12 protein-coding genes and 1 pseudogene are annotated in these 14,531 nt (G+C 60.1%); 3 read left to right on the forward strand and 10 right to left on the reverse strand.

Going from position 1 to position 14,531, the window contains the following annotated elements:
- Positions 1 to 125: 125 nt before the first annotated feature.
- Entirely contained in the window at positions 126 to 1,289 is a 1,164-nt protein-coding gene (locus QAO71_RS16440; RefSeq protein ID WP_280164927.1) for a hypothetical protein, read from the reverse strand.
- A 228-nt stretch (positions 1,290 to 1,517) separates the two neighbouring features.
- The gene (locus QAO71_RS16445) at positions 1,518 to 2,207 is read right to left on the reverse strand and encodes a restriction endonuclease (RefSeq protein WP_280165700.1); all 690 of its coding nucleotides are present in this window, start codon (positions 2,205 to 2,207) and stop codon (positions 1,518 to 1,520) included.
- Positions 2,208 to 2,634: 427 nt separating this feature from the next.
- Here QAO71_RS16445 and QAO71_RS16450 point away from each other — a divergent pair.
- Positions 2,635 to 2,757, forward strand: a pseudogene (locus tag QAO71_RS16450) (type IV toxin-antitoxin system AbiEi family antitoxin domain-containing protein); the annotation flags it as partial.
- 134 nt (positions 2,758 to 2,891) lie between these two features.
- Entirely contained in the window at positions 2,892 to 3,719 is an 828-nt protein-coding gene (gene nadE, locus QAO71_RS16455; protein ID WP_280164928.1) for an ammonia-dependent NAD(+) synthetase, read from the forward strand.
- Between the two features lie 100 nt (positions 3,720 to 3,819).
- Here nadE and QAO71_RS16460 read toward each other — a convergent pair whose 3' ends face one another.
- From QAO71_RS16460 to QAO71_RS16490, 7 genes are all read right to left on the reverse strand, one after another.
- Positions 3,820 to 4,401, reverse strand: a complete 582-nt coding sequence (locus QAO71_RS16460) for a DJ-1/PfpI family protein (RefSeq protein ID WP_280164929.1) — start codon at positions 4,399 to 4,401, stop codon at positions 3,820 to 3,822.
- Positions 4,402 to 4,486: 85 nt separating this feature from the next.
- On the reverse strand, positions 4,487 to 5,977 hold the full coding sequence (locus tag QAO71_RS16465; RefSeq protein ID WP_280164930.1) for a helicase HerA-like domain-containing protein: 1,491 nt from the start codon (positions 5,975 to 5,977) through the stop codon (positions 4,487 to 4,489).
- A 60-nt stretch (positions 5,978 to 6,037) separates the two neighbouring features.
- Positions 6,038 to 8,245 (reverse strand): OsmC domain/YcaO domain-containing protein, encoded by a 2,208-nt coding sequence (locus QAO71_RS16470; RefSeq protein WP_280164931.1) that lies wholly within the window; start codon positions 8,243 to 8,245, stop codon positions 6,038 to 6,040.
- Between the two features lie 152 nt (positions 8,246 to 8,397).
- Complete coding sequence (gene tenA / locus QAO71_RS16475; protein ID WP_280164932.1) at positions 8,398 to 9,066, reverse strand: thiaminase II; 669 nt, start codon at positions 9,064 to 9,066, stop codon at positions 8,398 to 8,400.
- A 44-nt stretch (positions 9,067 to 9,110) separates the two neighbouring features.
- Positions 9,111 to 9,419, reverse strand: coding sequence for an AzlD domain-containing protein (locus tag QAO71_RS16480; protein WP_280165701.1), 309 nt, complete (start codon positions 9,417 to 9,419; stop codon positions 9,111 to 9,113).
- Entirely contained in the window at positions 9,416 to 10,126 is a 711-nt protein-coding gene (locus tag QAO71_RS16485; protein ID WP_280165702.1) for an AzlC family ABC transporter permease, read from the reverse strand. The genes QAO71_RS16480 and QAO71_RS16485 overlap by 4 nt, the downstream gene beginning before the upstream one ends.
- Before the next feature lie 119 nt (positions 10,127 to 10,245).
- Entirely contained in the window at positions 10,246 to 11,238 is a 993-nt protein-coding gene (locus QAO71_RS16490) for a bile acid:sodium symporter family protein (RefSeq protein WP_036991705.1), read from the reverse strand.
- 95 nt (positions 11,239 to 11,333) lie between these two features.
- Between QAO71_RS16490 and QAO71_RS16495 the strand changes: the two genes are divergently transcribed.
- On the forward strand, positions 11,334 to 12,158 hold the full coding sequence (locus QAO71_RS16495) for a helix-turn-helix transcriptional regulator (RefSeq protein ID WP_074778950.1): 825 nt from the start codon (positions 11,334 to 11,336) through the stop codon (positions 12,156 to 12,158).
- A 56-nt stretch (positions 12,159 to 12,214) separates the two neighbouring features.
- Here QAO71_RS16495 and uvrD read toward each other — a convergent pair whose 3' ends face one another.
- Entirely contained in the window at positions 12,215 to 14,395 is a 2,181-nt protein-coding gene (gene uvrD, locus QAO71_RS16500) for a DNA helicase II (RefSeq protein WP_036991702.1), read from the reverse strand.
- Positions 14,396 to 14,531: the final 136 nt, after the last annotated feature.

Genomic DNA, 14,531 nt, shown 5'->3' on the forward strand with positions numbered 1-14,531 from the left:
CGGCAGATGCAGATTCCGGCGGTGTTCGTCCGGTCGTTGGTTCAAAAGTCCGGTGCAGGTCATTAATTACCGTCATCGAACCGCCAGAGGTACCTCCGCTTCTGAAAACGAGTTTACGTATGCCTTCAAGCATCGGGGGACTCGGCAGCCGCCTGCTCCGCCGCTTCGCTATCTTCAATCGCCATTACCTCAACGGGATCACGCCTCTGCAATTTCGGCGGTGGCGCCACCCAGGCTCTGAGCTTCTGTCCAACTTCCTGATAAAAATGCGGTACAGCCTTTTCGAGTTCCTCGATGAATACCTTTGCACCGGAGAAGCGCGAGCCTAAATCAGCCATATAAAATACTTCGAAGACGCTCGGCACCACATTGGTCGAAAGCGTTTCAAGTGCGTTCCCATCCGCAAGTAGTTTCCCCAGTGGTGCTTGCGTTTCTTCAGCACGGCCTGGGCGGATGGCTTTGACGTAAAAACCCTCTGCATTAGCCTTGTTGACTTGCTTTATCAGCCAGTTAATCCGAGCCGAACTACGTACCTTGTCTTGCGGTGCGACTAGACGCATAGAGCAGGTTATAGTGCGCTTAATTAAATCTGCAGTTATGTCGAGATCAGCCGCAGCATCAGGTATAGCCAGACAGCAGGTTAGCTTGTGTTCCTTGGCTAAAAGCTCACAGTCGCCCTTGAGCCGAAGAACGGGGTCATTACGGTGGGCTTTGCTGATCTTTTGCTTTACCTGTCTACCAAGCTGGCGACTCATGACAAGGCATAGATCACGTTGCTCCTGGTGCCAACTTGAAACGGTGTTCTCTACCCCCCCTGTGGTCTTGCCCAGCACTGCTCCGCTTTTGACCTTGGCAACGACTTCCTTCCATTCACAGTTCATGCTGCCAAACCGCGTTGCACCGCTGGAGTCATGGCTGAAATAGCGCAGCACTTCTTCGAGGATAAATCGTTGATCTGGTGATGTGATGTCACCCGAATCCAGTAGCAATGTTGCCTGCGTCACAGCGTACATCCAAGACCAATGATAGAGCTCTACGCCTTTCAATAGCGTTTTAGGGAGCTTTACGGGGTGATGATTGGGCAGAGCAACGAACTGGTTGGTGATGGTGATGACCGCATCGATCTTATTTTTCTTGGCTTGCAGCAGATAACGCTTCAACTGCTCCTCACCCACTTCATTGTTACCGACTTTTGCTACGATCAATGCGGACCATTGTTTGCTGCCGGTTACCAACTGCACCAGGCCGTCTGGGCGGTCTTTCTTTGGTATGTCTAGATTGCATTCCAATGCGACTTCAGTCCAGGCTCCCATTCGAGCCCGAGCGCTGACTCGATGCCCCTATGAAGCAAACATTACCTGCCGAAACTCATACACCCCACGCAACGCGGCAAGCAGAATCGAGGCCGCCCCTTTGCTCGCGGTTGGTATCTGCTGCCACCGGTATTAAGCGAGCTACATCTCCATGAATTACGTAATCTGGCCGTTCCATATGCGTTTATCCTTTTTGGTTCTCAATCAAACATTCACGACCCCACGGCACCCTGGATACTTAGAGCACCCCCAAAAAGCGTTCCCTGCATTGGCACCGCGCTTGGCCAGTCGTTTGATCATCGTGCTGCTGCATACCGGGCACGTTGGGTTCTCAGGTATCGGTTGATGGGCTGGTTGGTCAGACTCCGCAGGCTTGGACTCTGGGGGCGTGGCACGATGCTGGGCAAGCCATTGTTTGAGCCGAATTCCATCGATCAGTTGAATGTTGCGGCCGGCAGCAAAGGTTTTTGCGGCGTCGGTGAACTGGCCGGAAGTGACGACGAATCCCCCTGCAGCCCCTTCTGCCGCCATCGCGCCGAAGAACTCACGCACCACCGGCACACCAACCTTCAGTGAGCGCCAGTGTTTGCACTGCACCAAAGACTTTTCTCCACCCTTGCGCAGGATCAGGTCTACGCCACCGTCTGGGCCGCTGCCGCCGGTTTCGGTGACGCTGTAACCCTGACCTCGAAACCCTTCACCGATCAGTTGTTCGAATTGCTGCCAACTGAGGCCATCTATAGTTTTGCCGGGTTGGGTGGCAGCTTTGACGTCTTTAAGCAGTGTTTTACGACGCTGACGCCCGGCAATAGAACCAATCACGCCGAACAGACATACAAGCGGAATGAGGTATCGCCCAATCATGGCGGAGGTGCGCCACAGCTGGCTGAGCATCACGCTCGACATGTCTCCGGGCTTGACGTCAGCGGGAACAACTACAGGACTGTTGGCTATGGGGTTCAGAATCAGCCAGGCGAAAAAACCGATCCCCAGACTGACCCACCAAGGCAAGCGGGAAAGATTATTACCAGATCATCGAAAGTTGAAGTACGTCTACGCGCCATCCATGAGCTCCTGAGAGTGGCCTACTGCCTGTATTTAAAGTAGACCTTCCTTACAATAAAGACCACCGCTGCGTCCCGCAGTCCGAGTCTTGGACACACCCGACACGCTGCTTTATGCTTCGTGCCATCAGGGATGGCGTCATACCGCCACAGCTCAGTTCATCGCTCAGGCGACTCGTACAGCGTTTAGCGCAGTTATTTTTTGTGGGAAAGTGACACCATGAGTGTGACTATGTCCTCCAAAATAAACTGGCTCTGAGCGCAGCAGCGCTGTGCAGACCAACCGCGTGTTTCTGTTCCTGAACCATCAATGCGGGCATCAATGGACCAAACGCCTTGATGAGCCCCGGATGATGATGGGTTCTGGCAAGCGCCAGGTAACCCTGCTGCTCAGAATGCTACCTATAGTTGTTGCCGAGCAGATGATCCATCTTGGTGTTAGCACTAACCTCGTTTATCGTGTCGAACTATTAGATCGTTAAGCATTTCGGTACCGAATTCCAAGGAGACAAGCATGACCACCGCATCAACCCGGGCCGCCGATATTCGCAGTGCGTTGCAGGTCAATCCGAACCTCAAGGGAGCCGCTGAACTCAAGCAGGAGATCGAGCGGCGTATCGGTTTCATCAAGAATACGGTTCGTAGCTCCGGTACGCGGGCGCTGGTGTTGGGGATCAGTGGTGGCGTGGATTCAACCACGGCGGGCAGATTGTGCCAGTTGGCTGTCGAATCTCTGCGGCAGGAAGGCTATGAAGCGACCTTCTATGCCATGCGCCTGCCCTATGGTGTGCAGTTTGATGAACATGATGCACAGGCGGCGCTGGATTTCATCAAGCCGGACCAGGTTCGCACGGTGGATATCAAGGGTTCGGTGGATGCGATGATGACCGACTTTGCCGACGAGCCCGCGGAAGCGGCCAAGCGCGATTTCGCCAAGGGCAACGTCAAGGCCCGTACCCGCATGGTCGCGCAATATACCCTGGCCAATTTCGTTAACGGTCTGGTGGTCGGTACCGATCATGCAGCCGAAGCGGTGATGGGCTTTTTCACCAAGTTTGGCGACGGGGCCTGTGATCTGGCTCCGCTAACGGGACTGGTCAAGAGCCAGGTACGACGTATTGCTGCGGATCTGGGTGCGCCGGCCGGGTTGGTCGGCAAGATACCCACTGCTGATCTCGAAGAGCTGCAGCCCGGCAAGCCGGATGAGGATGCCTACGGGCTGAGCTATGAGCAGATCGATGCCTTCCTGTTGGGAGGCACCGTTGATGATGCGGTCGCCAGCAAGATCATCGAGCGGTATGACATGACAGAGCACAAGCGCCAGCTGCCCCTGGCACCCTGATCATTGCTGCGGCTCGCCGCCCTTAGCCAGATACGGTTCGCATCACCGACAAGGGCATCTGCCGCGCCTCGCGCTGCGGCAGGTGCTGTCACCACTTGGTTTAAAGAGTTATCTGGGCGCCCAGCAGTTTGACGAAGGCGGCTAGCCAAGCGGGATGCGCTGGCCAGGCAGGGGCGGTGACCAGATTGCCCTGAACGTGTGCCTGATCCACCGGAATATCCATATAGGTGCCGCCGGCCAGTTTCACGTCTGGGCCGCAGGCTGGATAAGCACTGCATTCCCGGCCCTGCAGCACGCCTGCCGCTGCGAGCAGCTGCGCGCCATGGCATACCGCGGCGATGGGCTTCTGGGCCTTGTCGAACTGCTGCACAATGTCGATTACACGCTGGTTCAGTCGCAGATACTCTGGCGCCCTGCCGCCGGGTATCACCAGGCCGACATAGTCCTCGACTTTTACCTTGTCGAAATCATAGGTCAACGCGAAGTTATGCCCAGGCTTTTCCGTATAGGTCTGGTCACCTTCAAAGTCATGAATGGCGGTACGCACAGTGTCACCCGCTTTCTTATCGGGGCATACCGCGTCCACCTGATAACCCAGCATGGTCAGTGCCTGGAACGGCACCATGGTTTCATAATCCTCGGTGAAGTCACCGGCCAGCAGCAGTAGTTTCTTGGCGCTCATCTTACGGCCCTCCAGATAGTGAAAAGACCAGCATGCACGGGTTTGCCGACATACGGGTTACAGGCAGCGACTACAATGGGCGCAGCTAGCGCCCCTTCAACGAACCCAATAGCCCGCGCATGATCTGCCTGCCCAGTTGCGTGCCGAAGGCGCGCATGGCGCTGCGCCCGGCTTGCGTGATGAGATCACCCATAACGGATTTCTCTGCGGCCGGGCGCCGGGTTTGCTTGGCTTCGGACTGGCGACGGGTAACCACGGTTTCTTCCGACAGTGCCCGTTCAGCGTTCTGTTGCAGGATCTCATAAGCCGATTCGCGGTCCAGCATCTGGTCAAACACACCCGCCAGCACCGAGCGTTGCACTAGGGTGCTGCGCTCCGGGTCGCTGATGGGCCCCATCTGGCTTGCGGGCGGACGAATCAGCACGCGCTGGACTGGCGTTGGCACGCCCTTGGCATCGAGCACCGACACCAGCGCTTCGCCCACACCCAGTTCGGTAATGACGACCTCGGTATCCAGCCCTGGATTGCTGCGAAAGGTCTGGGCGGCGGTGCGCACCGCTTTTTGATCCTTGGGGGTGAAGGCGCGCAGGGCATGCTGCACCCGGTTGCCCAACTGCCCGAGAATGGATTCAGGCACATCCAGCGGGCTCTGGGTAATGAAATACACCCCGACGCCCTTGGAGCGGATCAGCCGCACGACCTGCTCGATGCGATCAACCAGGCTTTTGGGCGTGTCCTTGAACAGCAGGTGCGCCTCATCGAAGAACAGCACAAAGCGGGGCTTGTCGGCGTCGCCGACTTCCGGCAATTGTTCGAAGAGTTCGGATAACAGCCAGAGCAGAATGCTGGAATAGGCCAGCGGGCTGTCGCGGTACAGGCGCGCCGCATGCAGAATATTGACGACGCCCTGCCCTTGCTGGTTGGTCTGCATGAAGTCATCGAGGGTGACCGCCGGCTCGCCGAACAGTTGATCGCCGCCCAGGCTGTCCAGATTCAGCAGCGCCCGTTGAATGGCGCCGATACTAGCGGGTGAAACATTGCCGTATTTGGGCCCGATCTCGCTCCGATTGTCATTGACGTGACCCAACATGGCGCGCAGGTCCTTGAGATCGAGCAGCAACCAGCCGTTGTCGTCCGCGACCTTGAACACGATCTGCAAGACGCCGGTCTGGGTCTCGTTCAGGTTCAGCAGGCGCGACAGCATGATCGGGCCGAAGTCGGTCATGGTCAGGCGCAGGGGGTGGCCATGTTCGCCGTAGACATCCCAGAATACCGTTGGCGCACCGCTCGGTTGCAGATCATCCAGGCCAACCAGTGCCGCCCGCTGTTGCAGACGCTCGTTCATGACGCCAGGCTTGGCAATTCCGGAAAAATCGCCCTTGATGTCGGGCACCAGCACCGGCACCCCCATCTCCGAAAACGCCTGGGCCATCACCTGCAGGGTAATGGTCTTGCCGGTGCCGGTGGCCCCGGCAATCAGGCCGTGACGATTGGCCATGCGCGGCTCGATGGCAACGCGCTGTTCGCTGTTGGCGCCCAGCAACAGGGGCGGCAGAGTGGTATCGGTCACGGGCATGCTCCAGAGGAAGGATTACCCGAGTGTAAACGGCTTGTCGCGTACAGGTGAAGCCGGAAGTTACTGCCCGGCCAGTCCCGCCGCCCGGCCCCGCGCCGCATGCAGCTTCTTGAAGCTGTCGATCAGCCGTTGATGCCGGTCCAGCCCTTCCAGTTGCATGTTCGTCGGCGTCAGACCATGGAAGCGCACGCTGCCCTCCATCGAGCCGATCACCGCGTCCATGCGTTCGTCACCGAACATCCGGCGGAAGTTGGTTTCGTAGTCGTCCAGCTCCAGCTCGTCGTCCAGTTCGACTTCCAGCACCACGTTCAGCGCCTGGTAGAACAGGCCGCGCTCGACGGTGTTGTCGTTGTACTGCAGGAAGGTTTCGGTCAGTTCCTTGGCTTCTTCGAACTGCTGCAGGGCGAGATGAATGAGGAGTTTCAGCTCCAGAATGGTCAGTTGGCCCCAGACCGTGTTGTCGTCAAACTCGATGCCGATCAGCGTGGTGATGTCGGTATAGTCGTCCAGCTCGCTCTCTTCCAGGCGCTCGACCAGCGCCTGCAGGCTGTCGTCGTCCAGGCGGTGCAGGTTGAGGATATCCTCGCGGAACAGCAGCGCCTTGTTGGTGTTATCCCAGATCAGGTCATCGACCGGATACACCTCCGAATAACCCGGCACCAGGATGCGGCAAGCGGTGGCGCCCAGGTCGTCGAAGACGGCCATGTACACTTCCTTGCCCATGTCTTCGAGGATGCCGAACAGGGTGGCGGCTTCCTCGGCGTTGGCGTTGTCGCCCTGGCTGGAAAAATCCCATTCGACGAAGTCGTAATCCGCCTTGGCGCTGAAGAAGCGCCACGAGACCACGCCGCTGGAGTCGATGAAGTGTTCGACGTAGTTGTTCGGCTCAGTGACCGCCTGGCTTTCGAAGGTCGGCTGGGGCAGGTCATTCAGGCCTTCAAAGCTGCGGCCCTGCAATAGTTCGGTCAGGCTGCGCTCCAACGCGACTTCAAGGCACGGATGGGCGCCGAAGGAGGCGAAGACGCCGCCAGTGCGCGGGTTCATCAGGGTCACACACATCACCGGGAACTGGCCGCCCAGCGAGGCGTCCTTCACCAGCACCGGGAAGCCCTGCTCTTCCAGCCCCTGGATGCCGGCCAGGATCGCGGGGTACTTGGCCAGCACCGCCTGCGGCACGTCCGGCAGGGCCAGTTCACCTTCCAGAATCTCGCGTTTCACCGCCCGTTCGAAGATTTCCGACAGGCACTGCACCTGCGCTTCGGCCAGGGTGTTGCCGGCGCTCATGCCGTTGCTGAGGAACAGGTTCTCGATCAGGTTGGAGGGGAAGTACACCACCTCGCCGTCGGACTGGCGCACATAGGGAATGGAGCAGATGCCGCGCTCGGTATTGCCGGAGTTGGTGTCGTACAGGTGCGAGCCGCGCAACTCGCCCTCGGGGTTGTAGATCGCCAGGCAGTATTCGTCGAGGATCTCCGCCGGCAGCGCATCCTTGCGGCCGGGCTTGAACCAGCGTTCGTTGGGGTAATGCACGAAGGCCGCATTGGCGATGTCCTCGCCCCAGAACTGGTCGTTGTAGAAGAAGTTGCAGTTCAGCCGCTCGATGAATTCGCCCAGGGACGAAGCCAGCGCCGCTTCCTTGGTCGCGCCCTTGCCGTTGGTGAAGCACATCGGCGACTGCGCATCGCGCACGTGCAGCGACCAGACATTGGGCACGATATTGCGCCAGGAGGCGATCTCGATCTTCATGCCCAGCCCGGCCAGGATGCCCGACATGTTGGCGATGGTCTGCTCCAGCGGCAGATCCTTGCCCAGGATGCAGGTGCCCTCGTCCGTTGCAGTGGCCGGCAGCAACAACGCCTGGGCGTCGGCATCCAAGTTATCCACTTCTTCAATCACGAACTCCGGCCCGGTCTGCACCACTTTCTTCACCGTGCACCGCTCGATGGAGCGCAGGATACCCTGGCGGTCCTTGGCGGAAATGTCGGCGGGCAACTCGACCTGGATCTTGAAGATCTGCTTGTAGCGGTTCTCCGGGTCGACGATGTTGTTCTGCGACAGGCGGATATTGTCGGTGGGAATATTGCGGGTGTTGCAGTACAGCTTCACAAAATATGCCGCGCACAGCGCCGATGAAGCCAGGAAGTAATCAAAGGGCCCCGGTGCCGAACCATCACCCTTGTAGCGGATGGGTTGATCGGCCACCACGGTGAAGTCATCGAACTTCGCTTCGAGGCGAAGGTTGTCGAGAAAGTTGACCTTGATTTCCATGGGGGCGATTACCGGGTTGTGGGCGGGGCGAAGAGGCCGCCATTATCCGGGTTTTGCGCGGGAAGTCATGTGCTGAGCGCCCGGATAGGGCACCGTTTATCGAGGAGAGCGCCTGCAGCAGCCGTCCCTGGCCGCTCGCGCAAAGATACTGATTACATGCGCTGATTCAGCCCCATGTCCCAGAAATCGATTTCAAGGCGAGTGGCGGCGCTGAAGATGCGCACCAGTTGTTCGAAACGACGCGGCGAGACGTCGGCCAGCTCGCGGTTCAGCCAGTCGATTTCCGCTGCGGTGGCGCTCTGGAATTCGTCGCTTTCGTACATGGCGATCCAGGCGTCGTAGGGGTTCTGCTCGCCGCGCAGGGTTTCGCTGCGGCTGTTCAGCCACTGGGCGATCTGACCGTAGCCCACCAGACAGGGGGCCAGCGCCACGTGCAGGTCGAGCAAGTCACCGCGGTTACCGGTGTCCAGCACGTAGCGGGTGTAGGCCATGGTGGCGCGGGCTTCGGGCAGTGCCTGCAGTTCCTGTTCCGAGATGCCCCATTCGCGGCAGTACTGGATGTGCAGACCCAGTTCCAGATCCACAATCGCTTCCAGCCCGGCCTTGGCCTGGCGCAGATCCTCCAGCGTCGGGCTCTTGTAGGCGGCCAGCGCGAAGGCGCGGGCGAACTGGATAAGGAACAGATAATCCTGTTTCAGGTAATGACGAAACGCATCCGCCGCCAGCGTGCCGTCACCCAATTGCCGCACGAAGTCATGCTGGATGTAGGCATCCCACTCGCTCTGGCAGGCTTGCTGCAGCTGCGTGAAATTGAAAGCCATGGTGTTATCTCACTGATTTAGAAGAGTTTATTGGTGGCAAATCCCTAGAAATACCTGACCAACGCCGCTGCCACTATGCCAGCAGCGATGGCTGGCAAGGGTTTCCGGAACAACAGCATCAGGGTTGCGGTGGTCAGCAACGCCAGCCGGGCACCATTGTCCCCACTGACCGCCATGGGCGCGAGCAGTGCCACCAGTACCGATCCAGACATGGCCTCAATGAACCGCGTCACCCGGTCACTGATGGGCACGAAGGACATGACATACACCCCACCCCAGCGGGTTGCCAGTGTCACCACGGCCATGACCACAACGATGACCATTGCCCCGCTGCCTGTCGTGCTGACGGTCAGCATTTCCCGCCCCCACGGATCATTCCTGCCAAGCCTCCCGCCAGCGCGCCCACCACAACATGGCTGTTTTCCGGCAGATACCAATACGCCAACAGTGAAGCGATGGCAGCGATGCTCCAGATGACCAGCATCCGCAGGTTCCTTTCGCCGCCCACCACCATTGCCAACAGGAAGCAGCCCATGACCATATCCAGCCCCAGGCTCGCCGGATCACTGATCGCGTTGCCGAAATGAATGCCAAGCCAGGTGCCGACTATCCAGAACGACCAAAGCGCCAGGCCACCACCCAACAACACTCCCAACCCCGGCTGGCCGCGATTGAACGCCTGCATGGACATGGCCCAGTTGGCATCGGATGCAGTCAACATCACGCCATAGCGCTGCGGCACTGGCAGTTGGCGCAACCAGGGATATAAGGTGGCTCCCATCAGCAGGTGCCGGGCGTTGATAGCGAACACCGTGAGCATCATGGTGAACAGCGGCATCTCCGCGCCCCACAGATCCAGCACCGCAAACTGCGAGGCGCCGGCAAACACCAGCGTGCTCATGCCCATGATGGTCGACTCACTCAACCCGACCTGCGCCGCAGCCAGACCGAAAGCAGCGCCGAAGACAATAACGAACAGGGAAATCGGCGCCAGTTGCTTGAAGCCCGACCAGACCAATGACCTATCGAGTTGATGGAGTTCAGTACTCGCCTTTACCAATTCATAGCCCTCGAGCCGGCTTAACGGAACACTAGAGTGTACCAGCCATTCGATAGGCAAATAGTAGAGTACCGCGGATGACTCGCCGGTTCAGGAATCATAGGGCGTCATGATCGCCCTCATGTACTTTCCACCGCCACCTCAGGCTCCTCGGGGCGACGCGCATACCGCTCGGCCAGCACCGCGCAGACCATCAGCTGGATCTGGTGAAAGATCATCAGCGGCAGGATCATCGCGCCCATACTCCCGCCGGCGAACAAGACCTGGGCCATGGGCACGCCAGTGGCCAGGCTCTTTTTCGAGCCGGCGAACAGGATGGTAATGCGATCCTCGGTATTGAAGCCCATGCGCCGGGCCAGCTGCTCAACCAGTACCAGAACCAGAGCCAGCAAGATGCAGCAGGCCAGCACCAGCCCGCCCAGTTGCAACAGCGGGATACTGTGCCACAAGCCCTCCACTACTGCTGCGCTGAATGCGCCATAAACCACCAGCAGGATGGAGCCCTGGTCCACGTTCTTCAGCCAGATCTTGTTCTGTTCAATCCACTGACCGATCCAGCGGCGGGCAATCTGGCCAGCGATGAAGGGTAGCAGCAACTGCACGGTAATCTGGCCGATTGCTCCCAGCGTATCGCCACTGCCAGCCTCAGCCCCCATCAGCAGCATGACCAGCAGCGGCGTGACGAAGATGCCCAGCAGGCTGGACGTCGCAGCGCTGCACACTGCCGCCGCGACGTTGCCCCGCGCCAGCGAGGTGAAGGCGATGGCGGACTGCACGGTCGCCGGCAGCGCGCAGAGAAACAGCATGCCGAGATACAGCTCATGGCCCATCATTGGCGCCAGCACCGGCTTGAGCGCCAGGCCAAGCAGCGGGAACAGCACAAAGGTGCAGCCAAATACCACCAGATGCAGGCGCCAATGGGTGGCACCGGCCCAGATGGCCTCACGCGACAACTTGGCGCCATGCATGAAGAACAGCAGGGCAATGGCCAGGTTGGTCACCCAGCCAAATACGACGGCCACGTGATCACGTACCGGCAGCAGACTGGCTGCCGCCATTACGGCGATCAGGCAGAGGGTGAAGTTGTCGGGCATGAAACGAGGACGGGCCATGGCGTCGATCTCCTGGGCAACGGAACGGCTTGCACTGATGAACGCATGAGTCTACTGTCGGGCAGACTTTCTGACTAACGCAATCAGGGCCATCAATGTCGAGAAACGGACAAAGCAGTCCCGTACATCGTCCGGTACCAAAGCTCCCCCACCTGCCCCGGCCGTTGTATGCACGGGTCGAATCACTGGCGCGGCCGGCTGCCACGGACTGGCACAGCCACCCCTGGGCGCAATTGTCCTATGCCACCCAAGGCGTGCTCTCGGTGCACACCCAGACCGGGCGCTTTCTCGCGCCGCCGCAGCGGGCGATCCTGGTGCCGCCGGATATGCCACATGCGGTGCTCAGTTCGCCGCGCACCGAAATGCGCAGCCTGTATCTGGAGCCCCAGGTAGTCGGTTGGGCTGAAGAACACTGCCTGGTATTGGAGATCACTCCGCTGCTGCGTGAGCTGATCAGCGCCTTCGGCCAGGTGCCTGCCGAGTATGCGCTCGATGGGGCGGACGCTCGCTTAGTGGATGTCTTGCTCGATCAGCTGCGAGTGGCCCCGCGCACCGGCCTGTTCCTGCCTTGGCCTGGCGATCCCCGGCTGCAGGCGCCCTGCGAGCAGCTCTATCAAAGCCCCGAGCATAGCGTCAGCTTGCAGCAGTGGAGCCGGGAGTTGGGTATATCGGAAAAGACCCTGTCGCGGATATTCCTGCGCGAGACCGGCATCGGCTTTCGCGCCTGGTATCAGCGCCTGCGTCTGTTGCACGCCCTGCCGCTGCTGGATCAGGGCCAGAGCGTGACCGACGTGGCGCTCGCCTGCGGCTACGATTCCACCTCGGCCTTCATTGCGGCGTTCCGCCAGCAGTTGGGAATTACTCCCGGTGCGCTGGCGGGCAGGGTCGGCCAGATCGCTGAATTGGCGCCAGCTGACTAAGAGCGAGTCAGCCGGGGTCGAGACTACAACGGGCCATCAGGCGGACCAGCGTCCGTTCAAATCGCCTCCAGCTTGGCATAGGCCACCATCAGCCATTTGCTGCCTTCATCGTCGAAATTCACCTGAATGCGCGCTTGGGCGCCATGTCCTTCGTAGTTGAGGACCACGCCTTCGCCGAATAGCGAGTGCATGACCCGCTGGCCCAGGGCGAAGCCGGTGCTCTCGGAGGCTTCCTGGGTGAACATGCTGCCCTTGCCCTTGCCGGGGCCGAAAGGTCGGCTGACCGTATTGCCCAAGCGTACTTCACGGATCAGCTCGGCGGGGACTTCACGGACGAAGCGCGAGACCTTGTTGAAGGTTTCGCTGCCGTACAGCCGGCGGGTTTCTGCCCAGGTGATGATCAGTTGCTGCATCGCCCGGGTGATGCCCACATAGGCCAGGCGGCGTTCCTCTTCCAGCCGGCCCGGCTCTTCCAGGCTCATCTTGTGCGGAAACAACCCCTCCTCCACACCAGCGAGGAACACCAGCGGGAACTCGAGGCCCTTGGCGCTGTGCAGGGTCATCAGCTGGACGCTGTCCTCGAAACGATCGGCCTGGGTTTCGCCGGCTTCCAGCGAGGCATGGGCGAGGAAGGCCAGCAGCGTGTCGCCCTCTTCTTCCTCGTCGGCCATGTCGTTCTCGAAGGCGCGGGCGGCGGAGACCAGTTCTTCCAGGTTTTCCACCCGAGCCTGGGCCTTTTCGCCCTTTTCCTTTTCGTGGAAGGCCAGCAGGCCGCTGTGTTCTATGACCTGCTGGGCCATGCTGTACAGCGGCACGCCTTCGACACGTTCGGCCAGTTGTTCGATCAGCTGCATGAAGGTCTGCACCGCGTTGGCGGCACGCCCCGGCAGGCCCTTGTTGTCGAGCAGGTCACAGCCGGCCTGCCATAGCGATACATCCTGCTGGCGGGCGTGCTGGCGCAGGGTTTCCAGGGTCTTGTCGCCGATGCCGCGGGTGGGAACATTGATGATGCGCTCCAGCGCACCGTCATCCCCGCGGTTGGCAATCAGACGCATGTAGGCCATGGCGTTCTTGATCTCGGCGCGCTCGAAGAAGCGCTGGCCGCCATAGATGCGATAGGGGATCGCAGCGCGCAGCAGGGCCTCTTCCAATACCCGGGACTGGGCGTTGGAGCGGTACAGGATGGCGATCTCGCTGCGCGCCATGCCTTCGCTGACGGCCTCGCTGATGCGGTCGACGATGAACCGCGCTTCGTCCTGTTCGTTGAAACCGGCATACAGGGAAATCGGCTCGCCGTCGTTGCCGTCGGTCCACAACTCCTTGCCCATGCGGCCGGCGTTGTTGGTGATCAGCGCGTTGGCGGCCTTGAGGATGGTGGCGGTGGAGCGGTAGTTCTGCTCCAGGCGGATCAGCTCGGCGGTCGGGTAATCCTGCTGGAACTGCTGGATGTTCTCGATCCGCGCGCCACGCCAGCCATAGATCGACTGGTCGTCGTCACCCACCACCATCAGGCTCGGATTGTTGCCGGCGATCAGCCGCAGCCAGGCATATTGCACGGCGTTGGTGTCCTGGAATTCATCCACCAGCATGTGTCGGAAGCGCGCCTGGTACTGTTCGCGCAGCGCCTGATTGTCGCGCCACAGCTCCAGTGAGCGCAGCAGCAATTCGGCAAAATCCACCACGCCGGCGCGGGCGCAGGCCTGTTCATAGGCGGTATAGATGCGCAGCATGGTGGTCAGAAACAGGTCGCCAGCAGCCTGGATATGCTGCGGACGCAGGCCTTCGTCCTTCTGCCCGTTGATCCACCATTGCGCCTGGCGTGGCGCCCACTGGTTCTCATCCAGCCCCAGCTCGCGGACCACCCGCTTGACCACCCGCAGCTGGTCATCGCTGTCGAGAATCTGGAACTGCTCGGCCAACCCCGCCTCGCGCCAGTGGGCGCGCAGCAGGCGGTGCGCCAGCCCGTGGAAGGTGCCGACCCACATGCCCTGGGGCGATATGCCGAGCAGCTGCTCGATACGCTGGCGCATCTCGGCCGCGGCTTTGTTGGTGAAGGTGACCGACAGAATGCTCCAGGGCGAGGCCTTTTCGACCTCCACCAGCCAGGCGATACGGTGTACCAGCACACGGGTCTTGCCGGAACCGGCGCCCGCCAGCACCAGTTGTTGACCAGTGGCGGCGGTAACGGCCTGGCGCTGGGCGTCGTTGAGAGAATTGAGCAAATGAGAGATATCCATCGCAGCATTCTACCGTGCCGGCGCCGGGGTCGGAAGGAAGACTGCCGGAGCCATTTGGGTAATCGTCCGAATTGTCTCAAAGGGGTCTGTGCCGAATGGGATACGCTGGTGTATGGTTTGCCAAATGGATTGCAGT

It is taken from the genome of Halopseudomonas sp. SMJS2 (genome assembly GCF_029866945.1).
Taxonomy (GTDB): domain Bacteria; phylum Pseudomonadota; class Gammaproteobacteria; order Pseudomonadales; family Pseudomonadaceae; genus Halopseudomonas; species Halopseudomonas bauzanensis.

Excerpts from the sequence above, each read along its gene's own strand:
- QAO71_RS16445 (WP_280165700.1), bottom strand. The coding sequence starts at position 2,207 with ATGCTCAGCCAGCTGTGGCGCACCTCCGCCATGATTGGGCGATACCTC.
- QAO71_RS16460 (WP_280164929.1), bottom strand. The coding sequence starts at position 4,401 with ATGAGCGCCAAGAAACTACTGCTGCTGGCCGGTGACTTCACCGAGGAT.
- QAO71_RS16490 (WP_036991705.1), bottom strand. The coding sequence starts at position 11,238 with ATGGCCCGTCCTCGTTTCATGCCCGACAACTTCACCCTCTGCCTGATC.
- QAO71_RS16470 (WP_280164931.1), bottom strand. The coding sequence starts at position 8,245 with ATGGAAATCAAGGTCAACTTTCTCGACAACCTTCGCCTCGAAGCGAAG.
- uvrD (WP_036991702.1), bottom strand. The coding sequence starts at position 14,395 with ATGGATATCTCTCATTTGCTCAATTCTCTCAACGACGCCCAGCGCCAG.
- nadE (WP_280164928.1), top strand. The coding sequence starts at position 2,892 with ATGACCACCGCATCAACCCGGGCCGCCGATATTCGCAGTGCGTTGCAG.
- QAO71_RS16465 (WP_280164930.1), bottom strand. The coding sequence starts at position 5,977 with ATGCCCGTGACCGATACCACTCTGCCGCCCCTGTTGCTGGGCGCCAAC.
- tenA (WP_280164932.1), bottom strand. The coding sequence starts at position 9,066 with ATGGCTTTCAATTTCACGCAGCTGCAGCAAGCCTGCCAGAGCGAGTGG.
- QAO71_RS16495 (WP_074778950.1), top strand. The coding sequence starts at position 11,334 with ATGTCGAGAAACGGACAAAGCAGTCCCGTACATCGTCCGGTACCAAAG.